Origin of the sequence: Enterobacter sp. K16B, from assembly GCF_020216105.1 — a bacterium.
GTDB lineage: Bacteria > Pseudomonadota > Gammaproteobacteria > Enterobacterales > Enterobacteriaceae > Enterobacter > Enterobacter sichuanensis.
Genome location: NZ_JAIWJZ010000008.1, coordinates 44501 through 62099, shown reverse-complemented (window position 1 = coordinate 62099; position 17599 = coordinate 44501). Strand labels below are relative to the sequence as shown.

Annotated in this window: 16 protein-coding genes; 13 read left to right on the top strand and 3 right to left on the bottom strand. The window is 55.2% G+C overall.

Annotated elements, in window-relative coordinates; genetic code table 11:
* The first annotated feature begins 46 nt into the window (after nucleotides 1–46).
* Nucleotides 47–1687 (top strand): flagellar hook-associated protein FlgK, encoded by a 1641-nt coding sequence (gene flgK / locus LDK53_RS02135; protein ID WP_025755823.1) that lies wholly within the window; start codon nucleotides 47–49, stop codon nucleotides 1685–1687.
* 14 nt (nucleotides 1688–1701) lie between these two features.
* Complete coding sequence (gene flgL / locus LDK53_RS02130; RefSeq protein ID WP_025755822.1) at nucleotides 1702–2655, top strand: flagellar hook-associated protein FlgL; 954 nt, start codon at nucleotides 1702–1704, stop codon at nucleotides 2653–2655.
* A gap of 74 nt (nucleotides 2656–2729) precedes the next feature.
* Here the strand turns inward: flgL and LDK53_RS02125 are convergent, their stop codons facing one another.
* Entirely contained in the window at nucleotides 2730–3944 is a 1215-nt protein-coding gene (locus LDK53_RS02125; RefSeq protein ID WP_225283873.1) for an MFS transporter, read from the bottom strand.
* Nucleotides 3945–4053: 109 nt separating this feature from the next.
* Here LDK53_RS02125 and LDK53_RS02120 point away from each other — a divergent pair, with 109 nt between their 5' ends.
* Nucleotides 4054–4992, top strand: coding sequence for a LysR family transcriptional regulator (locus tag LDK53_RS02120; RefSeq protein ID WP_225283863.1), 939 nt, complete (start codon nucleotides 4054–4056; stop codon nucleotides 4990–4992).
* A gap of 41 nt (nucleotides 4993–5033) precedes the next feature.
* Here LDK53_RS02120 and rne read toward each other — a convergent pair whose 3' ends face one another.
* Entirely contained in the window at nucleotides 5034–8147 is a 3114-nt protein-coding gene (rne, locus tag LDK53_RS02115; protein WP_225283855.1) for a ribonuclease E, read from the bottom strand.
* Nucleotides 8148–8719: 572 nt separating this feature from the next.
* Here rne and rluC point away from each other — a divergent pair.
* Nucleotides 8720–9667 carry a 23S rRNA pseudouridine(955/2504/2580) synthase RluC gene (gene rluC, locus LDK53_RS02110; RefSeq protein WP_045284997.1) on the top strand — a complete coding sequence of 316 codons (948 nt, stop codon included), beginning with the start codon at nucleotides 8720–8722 and terminating at the stop codon, nucleotides 9665–9667.
* Nucleotides 9668–9743: 76 nt separating this feature from the next.
* Here rluC and LDK53_RS02105 read toward each other — a convergent pair whose 3' ends face one another.
* Nucleotides 9744–10328, bottom strand: a complete 585-nt coding sequence (locus tag LDK53_RS02105; protein WP_225283853.1) for a Maf family protein — start codon at nucleotides 10326–10328, stop codon at nucleotides 9744–9746.
* 140 nt (nucleotides 10329–10468) lie between these two features.
* Here LDK53_RS02105 and yceD point away from each other — a divergent pair, with 140 nt between their 5' ends.
* The 9 genes from yceD (at nucleotide 10469) to pabC (ending at nucleotide 17598) form a co-directional block, all read left to right on the top strand.
* On the top strand, nucleotides 10469–10990 hold the full coding sequence (gene yceD / locus LDK53_RS02100) for a 23S rRNA accumulation protein YceD (protein ID WP_021240759.1): 522 nt from the start codon (nucleotides 10469–10471) through the stop codon (nucleotides 10988–10990).
* A 16-nt stretch (nucleotides 10991–11006) separates the two neighbouring features.
* Complete coding sequence (rpmF, locus tag LDK53_RS02095; RefSeq protein ID WP_003857964.1) at nucleotides 11007–11180, top strand: 50S ribosomal protein L32; 174 nt, start codon at nucleotides 11007–11009, stop codon at nucleotides 11178–11180.
* A gap of 80 nt (nucleotides 11181–11260) precedes the next feature.
* Nucleotides 11261–12295 (top strand): phosphate acyltransferase PlsX, encoded by a 1035-nt coding sequence (plsX, locus tag LDK53_RS02090; RefSeq protein WP_025758132.1) that lies wholly within the window; start codon nucleotides 11261–11263, stop codon nucleotides 12293–12295.
* Nucleotides 12296–12301: 6 nt separating this feature from the next.
* Complete coding sequence (locus LDK53_RS02085) at nucleotides 12302–13255, top strand: beta-ketoacyl-ACP synthase III (protein WP_025758133.1); 954 nt, start codon at nucleotides 12302–12304, stop codon at nucleotides 13253–13255.
* A 15-nt stretch (nucleotides 13256–13270) separates the two neighbouring features.
* Complete coding sequence (gene fabD / locus LDK53_RS02080) at nucleotides 13271–14200, top strand: ACP S-malonyltransferase (protein WP_025758134.1); 930 nt, start codon at nucleotides 13271–13273, stop codon at nucleotides 14198–14200.
* Between the two features lie 12 nt (nucleotides 14201–14212).
* Nucleotides 14213–14947, top strand: coding sequence for a 3-oxoacyl-ACP reductase FabG (fabG, locus tag LDK53_RS02075; protein ID WP_025758135.1), 735 nt, complete (start codon nucleotides 14213–14215; stop codon nucleotides 14945–14947).
* 153 nt (nucleotides 14948–15100) lie between these two features.
* The gene (gene acpP / locus LDK53_RS02070; protein WP_003857954.1) at nucleotides 15101–15337 is read left to right on the top strand and encodes an acyl carrier protein; all 237 of its coding nucleotides are present in this window, start codon (nucleotides 15101–15103) and stop codon (nucleotides 15335–15337) included.
* A 91-nt stretch (nucleotides 15338–15428) separates the two neighbouring features.
* Nucleotides 15429–16670 (top strand): beta-ketoacyl-ACP synthase II, encoded by a 1242-nt coding sequence (fabF, locus tag LDK53_RS02065; protein WP_052685737.1) that lies wholly within the window; start codon nucleotides 15429–15431, stop codon nucleotides 16668–16670.
* A 118-nt stretch (nucleotides 16671–16788) separates the two neighbouring features.
* The gene (gene pabC / locus LDK53_RS02060; RefSeq protein WP_045284994.1) at nucleotides 16789–17598 is read left to right on the top strand and encodes an aminodeoxychorismate lyase; all 810 of its coding nucleotides are present in this window, start codon (nucleotides 16789–16791) and stop codon (nucleotides 17596–17598) included.
* Nucleotide 17599 lies beyond the last annotated feature (1 nt).

The following is a 17599-nucleotide window of genomic DNA, read 5'->3' as shown; positions in this document are numbered from 1 at the left end:
ATAACCTTCATCAGGACTTGTGTCTGAACGTATAAAAGGAACCCCCATGTCCAGTTTGATTAACAGCGCCATGAGTGGCCTCAGTGCTGCACAGGCGGCACTCAATACCGTCAGTAATAATATTTCAAGCTATAACGTGGCCGGCTATACCCGCCAGACCACGGTGCTGGGCGCATCTAACAGCACGCTGACCGGCGGTGGCTGGGTGGGTAACGGGGTTTATGTCTCCGGTGTCCAGCGTGAGTATGACGCTTTCATTACCAACCAGCTGCGCGCCGCACAGACGCAAAGCAGCGGTCTGACGACGCGCTATCAGCAGATGTCAAAAATCGACGATGTGCTCTCCGATACGACCAACTCGCTCTCCACCACGTTGCAGGACTTCTTCAAGAGCCTGCAAACGCTGGTGAGCAACGCGGAAGACCCGGCGGCACGTCAGACGGTGCTGGGTAAAGCGGGTGGTCTGGTGAATCAGTTCAAAACCAACGATCAGTATCTTCGCGACCAGGATGCGCAGGTGAATACCGCCATCTCGAGCAGCGTTTCACAGATCAACAACTATGCGGCACAGATTGCCAATCTGAACGATCAGATTTCTCGTCTGACCGGCGTAGGCGCGGGCGCGTCCCCTAACGACCTGCTTGACCAGCGCGACCAGCTCGTGACTGAGCTCAACAAAATCGTGGGCGTGGAAGTCTCGGTACAGGATAGCGGTACGTTTAATATCTCTCTCGGCAACGGGTACACCCTGGTGCAGGGGAGCAAAGCGAGCCAGCTGGCGGCCGTGAAGTCCAGCGCCGATCCGGCGCGTACCACCATCGCCTATGTCGATGACGTGGCCGGGAACATTGAGATCCCGGAAAAGTTTATCACCAACGGCTCTTTAGGCGGTTTACTGACCTTCCGTGCGGAAGATCTGGATAAAGCCCGTAACAGTCTGAACCAGATGGCGCTGGCCTTTGCCGATGCGATGAACACCCAGCATGAAGCCGGTTTTGATGCTAACGGTGATGCTGGCGGCAAGCTGTTCGACTTCGGTTCTCCGGCGGTGCTGTCCAACAGCAAAAACGGCGGTTCTGCCGTTGTCACGGCGTCTGTGACGGACAGTAAACAAGTCCAGGCGACAGATTATACCCTGCAGTTTAATGGCACTGACTGGACGGTCACCCGTACATCAGACAAAACCAGCTTTACGATGAGCCCGGACGCCAGCGGTAATCTGGCGTTTGATGGACTTAAGGTCAATGTGAGCGGCACGGCAAACACCAAAGACAGCTTTACCGTGAAGCCAGTTGCCAACGTCATTATGAACATGGATCTGGCCATCAGCGACGAGTCCAAACTGGCCATGGCTGCGGTGCAGAATGGCGGTGAGAGCGACAACCGTAATGGCCAAAAAATGCTTGATCTGCAAAACGGCAAAGTGGTCGGTGGCAACAAAACCTTCAACGATGCGTATGCCTCTCTCGTCAGTACCGTAGGGAGCACGACGGCGTCACTGAAGGTGAGCAGCCAGACGAAAGCCAATGTGGAAACTCAGTTAATCAAGCAGCAGCAGACCATCTCTGGGGTAAACCTCGACGAAGAGTATGGCAATTTGCAGCGTTATCAGCAGTATTACCTGGCCAATGCGCAGGTGTTACAGACTGCCAGTACGCTCTTTGATGCAATTATCAACATTCGTTAAGGTTGAGGTGAAAAATGCGTATTAGCACCCAGATGATGTACGAGCAGAACATGCGTGGGATCACCGATTCCCAGAGCAGATGGCTGAGCTACGGTGAGCAGATGTCCACCGGAAAGCGTGTTAATCGTCCGTCGGACGATCCCATCGCGGCGTCGCAGGCTATCGTTCTGTCTCAGTCTCAGTCTCAGAACAGCCAGTTTGCTTTAGCGCGTACCTTTGCAACGCAGAAGGTTTCGCTGGAAGATAGCGTATTAACGCAGGTGAACACCGCGATCTCCAGCGTGCGCGAGAAGCTGGTTTACGCGTCGAACGGGACGTTAAGCGATGACGATCGTCTTTCTCTGGCGACCGATATTCAGGGGATCCGCGATCAGCTTATGAACCTGGCCAACACGACGGATGGTAACGGTCGCTTTATCTTCGCGGGATACAAAACCGAGAGCGCACCGTTTGATGCGGCAACCGGCGATTACAACGGTGGCACTGAGGCGATTACCCAGCAGGTTGATACGGCGCGAACGATGGCCATCAGCCATACCGGACAGCAGATTTTCAACAGCATTACCAGCAATGCTGAAGAGCTGCCGGGCGGTGGGTATGGCGAAACAAATATGTTCAAAATCCTTGATTCTGCTATTGCATCGCTGAAGACACCGATTGAGAACGATCCGGCAGCCGCCGCGGCGCAAAGCCAGGTGATTGCCAACACGCAGATCGGCATTAAAAACGCCCAGAACAACATCCTGACGGTCGTTGCGGATGTGGGTACCAAGATGAACGAGCTGGAAAAACTCGATACGCTGGGTGATGACCGCGCGCTGGGTCAGACAAAGCAGATGAGTGACCTGGTTGACGTTGACTGGAATGAAGCGATCTCTTCCTACACCATGCAGCAGGCGGCTCTGCAGGCATCGTATAAAGCGTTTAGCGATATGCAGGGCATGTCTCTGTTCCAGCTGAACAAATAACATCTTGACCTCTTGAAACATGTCTTGAAACTGGGCATGTTTTACTGCCCAATCCGTCTGGATTGGGCATTTTTTTATGCTGCTTCTGCCGCAGCGGAGGCGATACGTGCGCTTTCCATCAGGCGAATTGCCAGCGCAATGATGCCGCAGACGGTCGCCAGAGCGACTACCCCGGTCCAGCCAGCCAGCGAATAGATGTTACTGCCTAACGCCGAACCCAACGCCATTCCGATAAACACCATCGTGAAGAGCAGCGCATTAAGACGACCGCGTGCCTGCGGTTCAAGGCTGTAGACCAGGTTCTGGTGGGCGACCAGACTGGATTGCAGACCCAGATCGAAACCGACGGCAGAGAGGGCGATAAGCATCAACTGCCCATGAACACCCAGTACGGGCATCAGGAACATCAGGGCGAAGGAGACCGTCACCAGAACAGCACCAAGCTGCGTGACTTTTCCTGCGCCCAGTTTGTCCGCCAGACCTCCTGCCAGCGGGGCCGCTAACGCACCGGCGGCACCGGCAATACCAAAACCGCCCGCGACGGCACTGCCCAGGTGATAACGTTCCAGCAGCATGACTGCCAGCGTAGACCAGAAGGCGCTAAAGGCAATCGACAGAAAACCCTGAGCCAGCGCGGCGCGGCGCAGCGCCGGATAGCGACGCCACAAGTGCTCCATTGAGCGCATCAGCGCGGGGTAGCTCAGCGTGGAGTGAATGGCAAAACGGGGAAGTACAAACCACATCATTACCCCGATGAACGCAATGCTCGCAGCCGCCAGCTGGTACATGACGCGCCAGCCAAACGCTTCGCCCACCACGCCGCTCACGGTCCTTGATAATAAGATACCCAGCAGTAGCCCGGTCATTACCGTTCCTACGGTTTTCCCCTGTTTGCCTTCCGGGGCGAGGATCGCCGCGGCGGGAACAATATCCTGTGCCATGGTGGCGGCCATACCGATAAGCAGGCTTGCTACCAGCAGAGAGTGGAGCTGCCCGGTCAGGCTACAGCCGAGGAGAAACAGGGCCAGTGCCGCGCTTTTGATCAGGATTAACGTCCGGCGGTCATGACGATCGCCAAGCGGAAGCAGGAACAGGATACCTAGCGCGTAGCCTGCCTGCGTCAATGTGGGAACCAGCCCCATACCTTCAATTGTGAGATGAAGATCGGCACCCATCAGCGGCAGAAGAGGCTGGGCGTAGTAGATCGATGCCACGCTGAAGCCAGCCCCGAGGGCCAGCATGAAAATCACCCAGCGGCTTGCAGCATGGGGCGTTGTAGTTGTGTTCATAGGTTGTTCCTCATTCGTCGTGTGAAGCTATTTTTTACCAGCAGGCGTTGCGTGGGTAGCCAGCCCGGTGGTAAAACGCTTATACGTTGAGCGTATAAGCGAAAAGGCGATGAAAAGAATTGAGCGTATAGACAGGGTGGAGTTGATGCGGACGTTTGTCCGCATTGTTGAGGCGGGTTCACTCTCTGCGGCGGCACGGCAGCTGGCAACAACCCAGGCGACGGTGAGCCGACGGTTACAGTCGCTTGAGACAATGCTGGGCGTGCGCCTGCTGCTGCGCACCACCCACACGACGCGGCTGACGGATGACGGCGAACGCTGCTATCAACACGCCCGTCGGGTGATTGACAGCTGGCTGGCGCTGGAAGATGAGGTGGGGCAGTCGGAAGATGAACCGGTAGGCGTGCTGCGGGTGCGGGCACCGCACGCCTTTGGGCAGGATCAGCTTCTGAAGCCGGTAACCGAATTTTTGCAACGTTATCCGCAGCTTTCTATCGAGTGGATGCTTAACGATCGGTCAGCTGATTTTCTCGGCGACAACCTTGACTGTGCGATTCGGGTGGGCGTGGAAGTCGATCCGGCGACCGTCTCCGTGCTGCTGGCTGAAGTGCCGCGCTCGGTGGTGGCTTCTCCGGCACTGCTGGCCCGTTTCCCGACGGTTAACACCCCGGAGGATTTGCAACAGTTCCCCTGGATAGCCATCAGCTCGTTCTACCAGCGTCATGTGGAGCTTTTTAACGAGGCATCACCCGCCACCGCGCGAGTGGCGATTACCCCCCGCCTCAGCACCGACAGCCTGTATGTCGCGCGCAATACGGCGCTCACCGGGCTTGGCGTTGCGGTCGTATCCAGCTGGACGGTACAGGATGATATTCGGGAGGGGCGGCTGGTGCATTTACTGCCAGAGTGGCAGCCGGCGGCATTACCGGTGCATCTGGTATACCCCTGGTCCCGTTATTATCCGGCACGCTTGCGGCGCTTTCTGGAGCTGATGCGGCAGGTCATGCCGGAGGTCACCGGGATGAGAAAGCCCGTACAGCAGCCATAAAAAAAGCCGACCTGGAGGTCGGCTTTTTACGTTCAGCGTCGTTATTCGACAGACTGTGGACGCGTCGCCGGGGCGGTCGCCTGGTGCGTTGCACTGTGGCCACCTGCAGCGCCTTTACCGTCGAAGTTGAACGCCGGGCGTACCCAGTCACTGTGACGCGGGGCTTCAGGCACGTATTCCGGTGCTGGCGCGCGCGTCATCGGTGCTGTCGCTACGTGGGCAGCGGTTGGCGCAGAAACCACCGGCTCTGGTTTCACCTCAGGTGCTTTCGCTTCTTCGGCTTCACGAACAGGTTCCACGGCAATCTCTACGTCCTGAACCACTTCTTCAGTGACGGTTTCGACCACAACCTCTGCGGCTTCTTCAACCGCGGCGGCAGGCTGCGCTTCTTCCACAACGCTTTCAGCCACGGCGGTGTCTTCTTCAGCAATCAGCTGTGGTGCGGCATCAACCGGCGCGGCAATCACTTCAGGATGCGTGGTTTCCACTTCAACCGCCTGCGGCGCTTCAGCTGCAACAGCCTGCGGTTCCACCACGGTAGCGGCTTCAGCCACCACTTCTTCAGCGACAGCGACAGGTGCAATCACCTCTTCGGTTACCGGCTGTTCTTCAACAACCTGCTCCGGACGAGCAACCGGGTAGCGGATCCAGACCTTACCGGAGGCCATTTCTGGCGAAGCACAGGCAATAGTCAGCGGCATTGGCGACTGGGCCGGGTAACGCTCGTCACGATAGCGACGACGGCGCTGACCGCTGACGCGCAGATGACGTGGGGAACGACGCGAACGACGTGGCATGCCGGCGTTATCACGGTTTTCACCGTTTTCATCCTGCTCTACGTTGTTGTCCACGACCGCTGGCAGGTCAACTTTTGCCAGCTGCGTACCGGCTGCGCTCTCGTTTGTTTCCGCAGCGATTGCTGGCGCTTCGGTGGCTTCGGAAGCGAAACGCACTTTCTGGGTAAGCTGGCGCTGCTTACGACGCGGCATTACCTGAGTGCGTTCTTCCTGCTCGCCGTCCTGCTGTTCAACAGGCTCTTCGCGGTTCAGGTTTTTGACTTCCTGCTGCGCCTGACGCTTCTCGTCGTTACGACGACGGTTACGTTCACGGCGTGGCTGCTGGTCGTCACGCTGTTTGCTCTTCTCAGACTCATCGCCCGCCTGCTGGCGAATTTCACGATCGTCAGCGTTCTGCTGTTGTTTCTCGCGACGGTTACGACGGTTGTCTTCGCGTTGCTCACGGCCTTCGTTATTCTCAGCGCGGTTGTCACGACGTTCGCTACGGTCGTTACGGTCGCTGCGGTCATTACGATCGCGGCGGTTGTTCTGACGCTTGCGGCGGTCCTGCTGACGCTCAGGTTTAGCGGCTTTCGGCTCTTCTTTCGGCTGCTCTGGCTGAACTTCCTCGCCGGCAAACATTTTCTTCAGCGCACCGAAGAAGCGGCTCAGCAGGCCAGGCTGAGAAGGCTGGGCTTTCGCCGCTGCGGCTTCTGGTTTCTGCGTTGCGGCTTTCGCTGTCGGTTTTTCCAGCGCCGTTTCTGGCGGAGCTTCAGGCATGATAAAGGTGGCTAACGCAGGCTGCTCTGGCAGTTTGCGCTCGGCCGGCTCTTCATCGGAAGGCAGAGCCATCTCTTCTTCATGCAGCTTCGGCAGCAGGTAGCTGAGGGTCGTTGTCTCTTCGCCTTTACGGACGCGCAGCACGTGATAGTGCGGGGTTTCCATCTGATCGTTTGGCACGATGATGCAGCGAACGCCACCCTGACGCGCTTCAATGGCACTGACCGCGGCACGTTTTTCGTTCAGCAGGTAGGAGGCAATTGGCACAGGAACAATGGCGTGAACCTCTTTGGTATTCTCTTTCAGCGCTTCTTCTTCAATCAGACGCAGGATAGAGAGGGACAGAGATTCGTTATCACGTACGGTACCGGTGCCGGAGCAGCGCGGACAAACGTGATGGCTGGACTCACCCAGCGACGGGCTCAGGCGCTGACGGGACATCTCCAGCAGGCCGAAGCGAGAAATATGGCTAATCTGGATACGCGCACGATCCTGACGAACCGCTTCGCGCAGACGGTTTTCTACCGCGCGCTGGTGGCGAACAGGGGTCATGTCGATGAAGTCGATGACAATCAGACCACCCAGGTCGCGCAGGCGGAGCTGGCGGGCGATTTCATCAGCGGCTTCAAGGTTAGTGTTGAAGGCTGTCTCTTCGATGTCGCCACCACGCGTCGCACGCGCGGAGTTAATGTCGATAGCGGTCAGCGCTTCAGTGGTATCGATAACGATAGAACCGCCGGATGGCAGACGCACTTCACGCTGGAAGGCGGACTCAATCTGGGATTCGATCTGATAGTGGCTGAACAGCGGGATTTCACCGGTGTACAGTTTGATTTTGCTGGTGAAATCCGGACGGCCCAGTGCGGCGATGTGCTGGCGAGCCAGCTCAAGGACTTTCGGGTTATCGATCAGAATCTCACCGATATCCTGACGCAGATAATCACGGAAGGCACGCACGATGACGTTGCTTTCCTGGTGGATCAGGAACGGAGCAGGGCGGCTTTCCGCTGCTTTCTGGATAGCTTCCCAGTGCTTCAGACGGAAGCTCAGGTCCCACTGCAGCGCTTCGGCAGATTTACCTACGCCTGCGGTACGCACGATAAGCCCCATGCCATCAGGCAGTTCCAGGCTTGCCAGCGCTTCTTTCAGCTCGGTACGGTCATCACCTTCGATACGGCGAGAGATGCCACCCGCACGCGGGTTGTTAGGCATCAGAACCAGATAGCTCCCTGCCAGGCTGATAAAGGTGGTCAGTGCGGCACCTTTGTTGCCACGCTCTTCTTTATCAATCTGAACGATAACTTCCTGACCTTCACGCAGAACATCTTTGATGTTTGGGCGGCCATGGGCGTTGTAGTTTGCAGGAAAATATTCGCGGGCGATTTCTTTCAGAGGGAGGAAACCATGACGCTCAGCACCGTAATCGACAAATGCAGCTTCAAGGCTTGGTTCAATGCGGGTGATTTTACCTTTGTAAATGTTCGCTTTTTTCTGTTCGTGTCCAGGACTTTCGATATCCAGATCGTACAGGCGCTGCCCATCCACAAGGGCGACACGCAACTCTTCTTGCTGAGTTGCGTTGATTAACATTCTTTTCATCGTAACTTACTCGTTATTCTTACATTGACGACAAAGCTGCGGGCAAGGTGACGCTTTCCGGGGTATGAACCGATGGCCTCGTGTCTATTCACGTCGCCAACCTCACGGTTGTCGCTCGCTTAAGAGGCGCAGAGTGTCGGTTGCCTGTGTTTCATACGGAAACACAGCGCAATTATCAGGGGAATTGCCTGGGTAGAACTCTCCAGAGAACAATCCTTATACCGGGAAGTACTGCAACCCGCAGCCCGCTAACTGCCTGAAAGATCAATACGTCTTACGCCATTGCTGCGTGGATGATCGGTCAGACAAAATTGGTCATTCCGTCGAGATCCTTACAAAACCCGGATTTAACGCGGAAAACGGCTTCATTATTCCACTGCTAGCCGGGTTATAGCAAGATGACTTTTACCAATTATCACCCGGTTACTCACAGTTTCTTCACTTCAAGGTGGTGATTGGTTTAATAACCACCAAACCGATTGCGCGAAACAGGGGGCAGGCCGGATAAAAGTAAATATAAGCATAGAAAAATGAGTGGCGCTAATGGCTGACGATATTTAGAATCGCCCACCATGAAAACAGAGACTCCAGCCGTAAAAATGGTTGCCATCGCCGAAGACGAAGCGGGGCAACGTATCGATAACTTTTTGCGCACTCAGCTGAAAGGCGTGCCAAAGAGTATGATTTACCGCATCCTGCGCAAGGGCGAGGTGCGGGTTAACAAAAAGCGCGTCAAACCTGAGTACAAGCTCGAAGCCGGCGACGAAGTGCGTATTCCACCGGTGCGCGTTGCTGAACGCGAAGAAGAAGTTGTGTCGCCGAAGCTGCAGAAAGTGGCGGCCCTGAGTGATGTGATCCTCTACGAAGATGACCACATTCTGGTGCTCAATAAGCCGTCCGGAACGGCGGTGCATGGCGGGAGCGGTTTGAGCTTCGGCGTGATTGAAGGGCTGCGTGCCCTGCGTCCGGAAGCGCGTTTCCTTGAACTGGTCCACCGACTTGACCGTGACACCTCCGGCGTACTGCTGGTGGCGAAGAAGCGGTCAGCGCTGCGCGCGTTGCATGAGCAGCTGCGTGAAAAGGGCATGCAGAAAGACTATCTGGCGCTGGTTCGCGGTCAGTGGCAGTCCCATGTGAAAGTGGTCCAGGCGCCGCTGCTGAAGAACATTCTGCAAAGCGGCGAACGTATTGTCCGCGTGAGCCAGGAAGGCAAACCTTCTGAGACGCGTTTTAAGGTGGAAGAGCGCTATGAGTTTGCCACGCTGGTGCGCTGCAGTCCGGTGACCGGACGTACCCACCAGATCCGCGTGCATACACAGTTTGCAGGCCATCCTATTGCGTTTGATGACCGCTATGGCGATCGCGAATTTGATAAGCAGCTGGCGGGCACGGGGCTGTCGCGTCTGTTCCTGCATGCGGCAGCGCTGAAGTTTACCCATCCTCATACGGGTGAAATCATCCGTATTGAAGCGCCGCTGGATGAGCAGTTAAAACGCTGTCTGAAAGTGCTGCGCGGCTGATTTTGCCCGGCGGCGCTACGCTTGCACGGGCCTACGGTTTTGTAGGACGGGTAAGCGTAGCGCCGCCCGGCGAAGATCACATTGTCAGTGGATTACACGCTTCTCGCCTTAACATCTGACACAGCGCAATCAGCGGCAACCCGACCAGCGTATTCGGATCGCGCCCGTCCAGCTTGTCGAATAATGCAATCCCCAATCCTTCACTTTTAAAGCTACCCGCACAGTTGAGCGGGCGCTCCCGTCGCACATAATCCTCAATTTCTTGCTCACTGAGGTGGCGGAAGTGAACGTCGAAGGGCTCGCATTCTGTTTGCAGGTGGCCAGAGGCGGAGTTATAGAGCGCCAGGCCCGTATAAAAAGTGACGATATTGCCGCGCGCCTGCAGTAATTGCTGACAGGCTTTCTCCTCGGTGTGCGGCTTGCCGGTAATTACGCCGTCCAGCAAACAAACCTGATCGGAGCCTATAATCAAATGCGAAGGGTAACGTGCGGCCAGCGATTGCGCTTTCTCTTTCGCCAGACGCGTCACCAGATGACGCGGTGACTCGCCCGGTTGTGGCGTCTCATCAACCTCTGGCGCGACACATTCAAACGGGATCCCGAGCTTTTCCAGCAACATTCGGCGGTAGGGAGAGGTGGACGCGAGAACGAGATTTGGCATATTTTTATCACCAGATATAGCGTATCGATGCCAGCCATTTTAAACTACAGGCCGCAATGTGTGCGAATAATTGGCAAAAGGCAGCCCAGGTTGCCTTTTTCTTTGACTCTATGACGTTACAAAGTTAATATGCGCGCCCTATGCAAAAGGTAAAATTACCCCTGACTCTTGATCCGGTTCGTACGGCTCAAAAACGCCTCGATTACGAAGGTATTTATACTTCCGATCAGGCTGAGCGTATTGCCGAATCCGTAGTCAGTGTGGACAGTGATGTAGAATGCTCCATGTCGTTCGCTATCGACAACCAGCGTCTCGCCGTTTTAACCGGTGATGCAAAGGTGACGGTAACGCTCGAGTGCCAGCGTTGCGGGAAACCGTTTGTACAGCATGTTCACACAACGTATTGTTTCAGTCCGGTTCGTTCTGACGAACAGGCTGAAGCACTCCCGGAAGCGTATGAGCCGATTGAGGTTAACGAATTCGGTGAAATCGATCTTCTGGCTCTGGTTGAAGATGAAATCATCCTCTCCTTGCCAGTGGTTCCGGTGCATGATTCTGAACACTGTGAAGTGTCCGAGGCGGACATGGTCTTTGGGGAACTGCCTGATGAAGCGCAAAAACCAAACCCATTTGCCGTATTAGCCAGCTTAAAGCGTAAGTAATTAAGGAGTAAGGTCCATGGCCGTACAACAGAATAAACCAACCCGTTCCAAACGTGGCATGCGTCGTTCCCATGACGCGCTGACTGCAGTTACCAGCCTGTCTGTTGACAAGACTTCTGGTGAGAAACACCTGCGTCACCACATCACCGCTGACGGTTTCTACCGCGGCCGCAAGGTTATCACTAAGTAATCACGCGTCAGCGTGATTAGGCTTAGTGAGGAGCTCCCCGTGCAAACGGGGAACTTACCGAACCAGGCTGCGACGATACCTTGACACGTCTAACCCTGGCGTTAGATGTCATGGGGGGAGATTTCGGCCCTTCCGTGACAGTGCCTGCAGCATTGCAGGCACTGAATTCTAATTCGCAACTCACTCTTCTTTTAGTCGGTAATCCCGACACAATCACGCCATTACTTGCAAAAGCTGACTTTGAACAACGTTCGCGTCTGCAGATTATTCCTGCGCAGTCAGTTATTGCCAGTGATGCCCGGCCCTCTCAGGCTATTCGTAATAGCCGCGGCAGTTCTATGCGCATCGCGTTGGAGCTGGTGAAAGAAGGGCGCGCTCAGGCCTGCGTCAGTGCGGGGAACACCGGCGCGCTGATGGGGCTGTCGAAATTATTGCTCAAGCCTATTGAGGGCATTGAGCGCCCGGCGCTGGTGACGGTGTTACCGCATCAACAGAAGGGTAAGACGGTGGTGCTCGACCTGGGCGCTAACGTCGACTGTGATAGTACAATGCTGGCTCAGTTTGCCGTGATGGGATCGGTGCTGGCAGAAGAAGTGGTCGGGATTAATACTCCCCGTGTTGCGTTACTGAACATTGGTGAAGAAGAGACCAAAGGCCTGGACAGCATTCGCGATGCGGCTGAATTGCTCAAACAGGTTCCCTCCATCAACTATATTGGTTATCTCGAAGCCAATGAGTTATTGACGGGTAAAACGGATGTTCTGGTGTGCGATGGTTTCACCGGAAACGTCACGTTGAAGACCATGGAAGGGGTGGTGCGTATGTTTCTTTCTCTGCTGAAATCGCAGGGAGAAGGCAAAAAAAGCGCCTGGTGGTTGATTTTATTAAAGCGTTGGTTACAAAAAAGCCTGACGCGGCGATTCAGTCACCTCAACCCCGACCAGTATAATGGCGCCTGTCTGTTAGGATTGCGCGGCATCGTGATTAAGAGTCATGGCGCCGCCAATCAGCGAGCATTTGCTGTCGCGATTGAACAGGCAGTGCAGGCGGTGCAGCGACAAGTCCCACAGCGGATTGCCGCTCGCCTGGAATCTGTATTAGCTAAAAGTGACTGAGCGTACATGTATACGAAGATTTTAGGTACCGGCAGCTACCTGCCAAAACAAGTGCGTACCAACGCCGATCTGGAAAAAATGGTAGATACGTCTGACGAGTGGATTGTCACGCGCACAGGTATCCGTGAACGTCGTATTGCCGCGCCAGACGAAACCGTGTCGACCATGGGTTACGAAGCCGCACAGCGTGCTATCGAGATGGCGGGCATTGATAAAGAACAGATTGGTTTGATCGTGGTCGCCACGACGTCTGCCACACACGCTTTCCCAAGCGCGGCGTGCCAGGTGCAAAATATGCTCGGCATTAAGGGCTGTCCTGCGTTTGACGTCGCTGCCGCGTGTGCAGGTTTCACCTATGCACTGAGCGTTGCCGATCAGTATGTTAAGTCCGGTGCCGTCAAATATGCGCTGGTGATCGGTGCTGACGTGCTGGCGCGTACCTGCGATCCGACCGATCGCGGAACGATCATTATTTTTGGTGATGGTGCAGGTGCGGTGCTGCTGGGCCAGTCCGAAGAGCCGGGCATTATCTCCACGCATCTGCATGCCGACGGAAGCTACGGTGAGCTGCTGACACTGCCTAACGCCGATCGCGTTAATCCAGACAATGCCATTTACCTGACCATGGCAGGTAATGAGGTGTTCAAGGTGGCGGTGACTGAGCTTGCGCACATTGTTGATGAGACGCTGGAAGCCAATAACCTGGAACGCACTGCACTCGACTGGCTGGTGCCGCACCAGGCGAACCTGCGTATCATCAGCGCGACCGCGAAAAAGCTGGGCATGTCGATGGATAACGTCGTGGTGACGCTGGATCGCCACGGCAACACCTCTGCGGCGTCAGTACCGTGCGCATTTGACGAAGCGGTACGCGACGGGCGAATCAAACGGGGCCAGCTGGTCTTGCTTGAAGCCTTCGGTGGCGGGTTCACCTGGGGTTCCGCGCTGGTTCGTTTCTAGGATAAGGAATAAAAAATGACGCAATTTGCTTTTGTGTTCCCGGGGCAGGGCTCTCAAACCGTTGGGATGTTGTCTGAAATGGCAGCAAACTATCCGGTAATTGAAGAGACTTTCCGTGAAGCTTCCGATGCACTGGGTTATGATTTGTGGGCGCTGACCCAGCAGGGGCCGGCCGAAGAACTGAACAAAACCTGGCAGACCCAGCCAGCACTGCTGACCGCGTCCGTTGCGTTGTGGCGTGTCTGGCAGCAGCAGGGCGGTAAAGCGCCAGCGCTGCTCGCGGGCCATAGCCTGGGTGAATACTCTGCGCTGGTCTGTGCCGGAGTGATCGCGTTTGCTGACGCGGTACGTCTGGTGGAACTGCGCGGTAAATTCATGCAGGAAGCGGTGCCAGAAGGCACGGGCGGTATGTCTGCCATCATCGGTCTGGATGATGCCGCGATTGCAAAAGCGTGCGAAGAATCCGCTGAAGGCCAGGTGGTTTCTCCGGTTAACTTCAACTCGCCGGGCCAGGTCGTTATCGCCGGTCATAAAGAAGCGGTTGAACGTGCTGGTGCGGCCTGTAAAGCGGCGGGTGCCAAACGTGCGCTGCCGCTGCCTGTTAGCGTGCCGTCACACTGTGCGCTGATGAAACCTGCTGCCGAAAAACTGGCGGTCGAGCTGGAAAAAATTACGTTTAACGCACCGACGATTTCCGTTGTGAACAACGTCGACGTGAAATGCGAAACTTCGCCGGAAGCTATCCGTGACGCGCTGGTTCGCCAGCTCTACAGCCCGGTACAGTGGACCAAAACCGTTGAGTTTATGGCAGCGGAGGGCGTTGAGCATCTGTATGAAGTTGGCCCAGGGAAAGTCCTCACCGGTCTGACTAAACGTATTGTTGACACCCTGACTGCCTCGGCGATTAACGAGCCGGAAGCGATGTCAGCGGCACTCTCGCAATAAAAGAGGAATACCATGAGTTTTGAAGGAAAAATCGCCCTGGTGACTGGGGCTAGCCGCGGTATCGGGCGTGCGATTGCTGAAACACTGGTTGCGCGCGGCGCGAAGGTGATTGGTACAGCAACCAGCGAGAATGGTGCGAAGAGTATCAGCGAATATCTGGGTGCGAACGGTAAAGGTCTGGTACTGAATGTGACCGAGCCTGCATCTATCGAATCTGTTCTGGAAAATATTCGCGCAGAGTTTGGCGAAGTGGATATTCTGGTAAACAATGCCGGGATCACCCGTGATAATCTGTTAATGCGAATGAAAGACGACGAGTGGAACGATATCATCGAAACCAACCTGTCATCTGTATTCCGTCTGTCAAAAGCGGTAATGCGCGCTATGATGAAAAAGCGTCATGGTCGTATTATCACTGTCGGTTCTGTGGTTGGTACCATGGGAAATGCTGGTCAGGCTAACTACGCTGCGGCGAAAGCAGGTCTGATTGGTTTCAGTAAGTCGCTGGCGCGTGAAGTCGCGTCCCGCGGTATTACTGTAAACGTTGTTGCTCCGGGCTTTATTGAAACGGACATGACGCGTGCGCTGACTGATGAGCAGCGTGCGGGTACGCTGGCAGCTGTTCCTGCGGGCCGCTTAGGCGACCCGAAAGAAATTGCCAGCGCGGTTGCATTTTTAGCCTCTGACGAAGCGGGTTACATCACTGGTGAGACCCTCCACGTCAACGGCGGGATGTATATGGTTTAACCACGATAAAAAAATTTGCGTTATTTGGGTAAAAGGCCTCAAAATAACGTAAAATCGTGGTACGAACTGCCGGGATTTAGTTGCAAATTTTTCAACATTTTATACACTACGAAAACCATCGCGAAAGCGAGTTTTGATAGGAAATTTAAGAGTATGAGCACTATCGAAGAACGCGTTAAGAAAATTATCGGCGAACAGCTGGGCGTTAAGCAGGAAGAAGTTGTGAACTCCGCTTCCTTCGTTGAAGACCTGGGCGCAGATTCTCTTGACACCGTTGAGCTGGTAATGGCTCTGGAAGAAGAGTTTGATACTGAGATTCCGGACGAAGAAGCTGAGAAGATCACCACCGTTCAGGCTGCCATTGATTACATCAACGGTCACCAGGCGTAAGTGAACATCTCCAGGCGGTCATTCGACCGCCTGAGTTTTATCTTTTTTAGTCCCACGAATCTCTTTTTTTATCCCTCCCTGGAGGACAAACGTGTCTAAGCGTCGTGTAGTTGTGACCGGACTTGGCATGTTGTCTCCTGTCGGCAATACCGTAGAGTCCACCTGGAAAGCTCTCCTTGCCGGTCAGAGCGGCATCAGCCTAATCGACCATTTCGATACTAGCGCCTATGCAACGAAATTTGCTGGCTTAGTAAAGGATTTTAACTGTGAAGAGATCATCTCGCGCAAAGAACAGCGCAAGATGGATGCCTTCATTCAATATGGAATTGTCGCTGGCGTTCAGGCCATGCAGGATTCTGGCCTTGAGATTACGGAAGAGAACGCAACCCGTATCGGCGCCGCTATCGGCTCCGGGATTGGCGGTCTTGGCCTGATTGAGGAAAACCATACATCTCTGATGAATGGCGGACCGCGTAAAATCAGCCCGTTCTTCGTTCCGTCCACGATTGTTAATATGGTGGCGGGTCACCTGACCATCATGTTCGGCCTGCGTGGGCCAAGCATCTCTATTGCGACCGCATGTACGTCTGGCGTGCATAACATCGGCCAGGCCGCGCGCATTATTGCGTACGGCGATGCAGATGCTATGGTGGCGGGCGGCGCTGAAAAAGCCAGTACCCCGCTCGGCGTGGGTGGCTTCGGTGCCGCGCGTGCGCTGTCTACCCGCAACGATAATCCCCAGGCGGCAAGCCGTCCGTGGGATAAAGACCGTGACGGTTTTGTGCTGGGCGACGGTGCAGGTATGCTCGTGCTGGAAGAGTACGAACACGCGAAAAAACGTGGTGCGAAAATTTATGCTGAAGTCGTTGGCTTTGGTATGAGTAGCGACGCTTACCATATGACGTCTCCTCCGGAGAACGGCGCGGGTGCTGCACTGGCAATGGAAAACGCAATCCGTGATGCGGGTATCACTCCAGCCCAGATCGGCTACGTTAACGCGCACGGGACGTCAACACCAGCAGGTGATAAAGCAGAAGCGCAGGCGGTTAAGTCTATCTTCGGCGAGTCTGCCAGCCGCGTACTGGTGAGTTCTACCAAATCCATGACCGGTCACCTGTTGGGTGCGGCGGGTGCAGTAGAATCTATCTACTCTATCCTTGCGCTGCGCGATCAGGCTGTTCCGCCAACCATCAACCTGGATAACCCGGATGAAGGTTGCGACCTGGACTTCGTTCCTCATGAAGCGCGCCAGGTTAGTGGTATGGAGTACACCCTGTGTAACTCCTTTGGCTTCGGCGGTACGAATGGATCTCTGATCTTCAAAAAGATCTGATCCAGACTCTCGATAGCCTAAAAAAGGTCCGCTTGCCGGACCTTTTTTATTAAGGCTAATCTTCTTGTCGGCTGCATAACATCCTGCCAGACTAAACGCCCACGCATAAGGAGCCACCATGTTTTTAATCAATGGCCTTGAGCAGGACACGCTGCCTGCCAGCGACAGGGCGACGCAATTTGGTGATGGTTGCTTTACCACGGCGCGCATTGCCGATGGTGACGTATGCCTGCTTGATGCCCACCTTCGTCGTCTGCAAACGGCCTGCGAAGCGTTACTGATCCCCTTTACACAGTGGGATACATTGCGTCAGGAAATGTGCCAGCTGGCATCCGGGAAGCAGAGCGGCGTACTTAAAGTTATTATCAGCCGTGGCAGTGGTGGCCGGGGGTACAGTGCCGCGTCGTGCCTTAACCCAACGCGTATCCTCTCCACGTCTGCTTATCCCGTGCATTACGCTCGCTGGCGAGAAGAGGGCGTCACCCTGACGTTGAGTCCCCTGCGGCTGGGACGAAACGCCATGCTCGCCGGCATTAAGCATCTCAATCGCCTGGAGCAGGTGTTGATTCGTACTCATCTTGAGCAGACGGACGCCGATGAGGCGCTGGTTCTTGACAGCGAAGGCGTCATTACGGAATGCTGTGCGGCTAATTTATTCTGGCGGCAGGGGAATGATGTTTTCACGCCGTCACTGGAACAGGCGGGTGTGAACGGTATTATGCGTCAGTTTTGTTTGCAGCAGCTGGCACACTCTGGCTTTCGCGTTGTCGAAGTGAGCGCAGGCGAAGCAGCGCTACAGACCGCAGATGAAGTCATCATATGTAATGCGCTGATGCCTGTTGTACCGGTCCGTGCGTATGGCCAACACCGCTGGGTCTCGCGCGAGCTGTTTCAGTTTCTAGCCCCGATATGTGAGCAAACCAGATAGT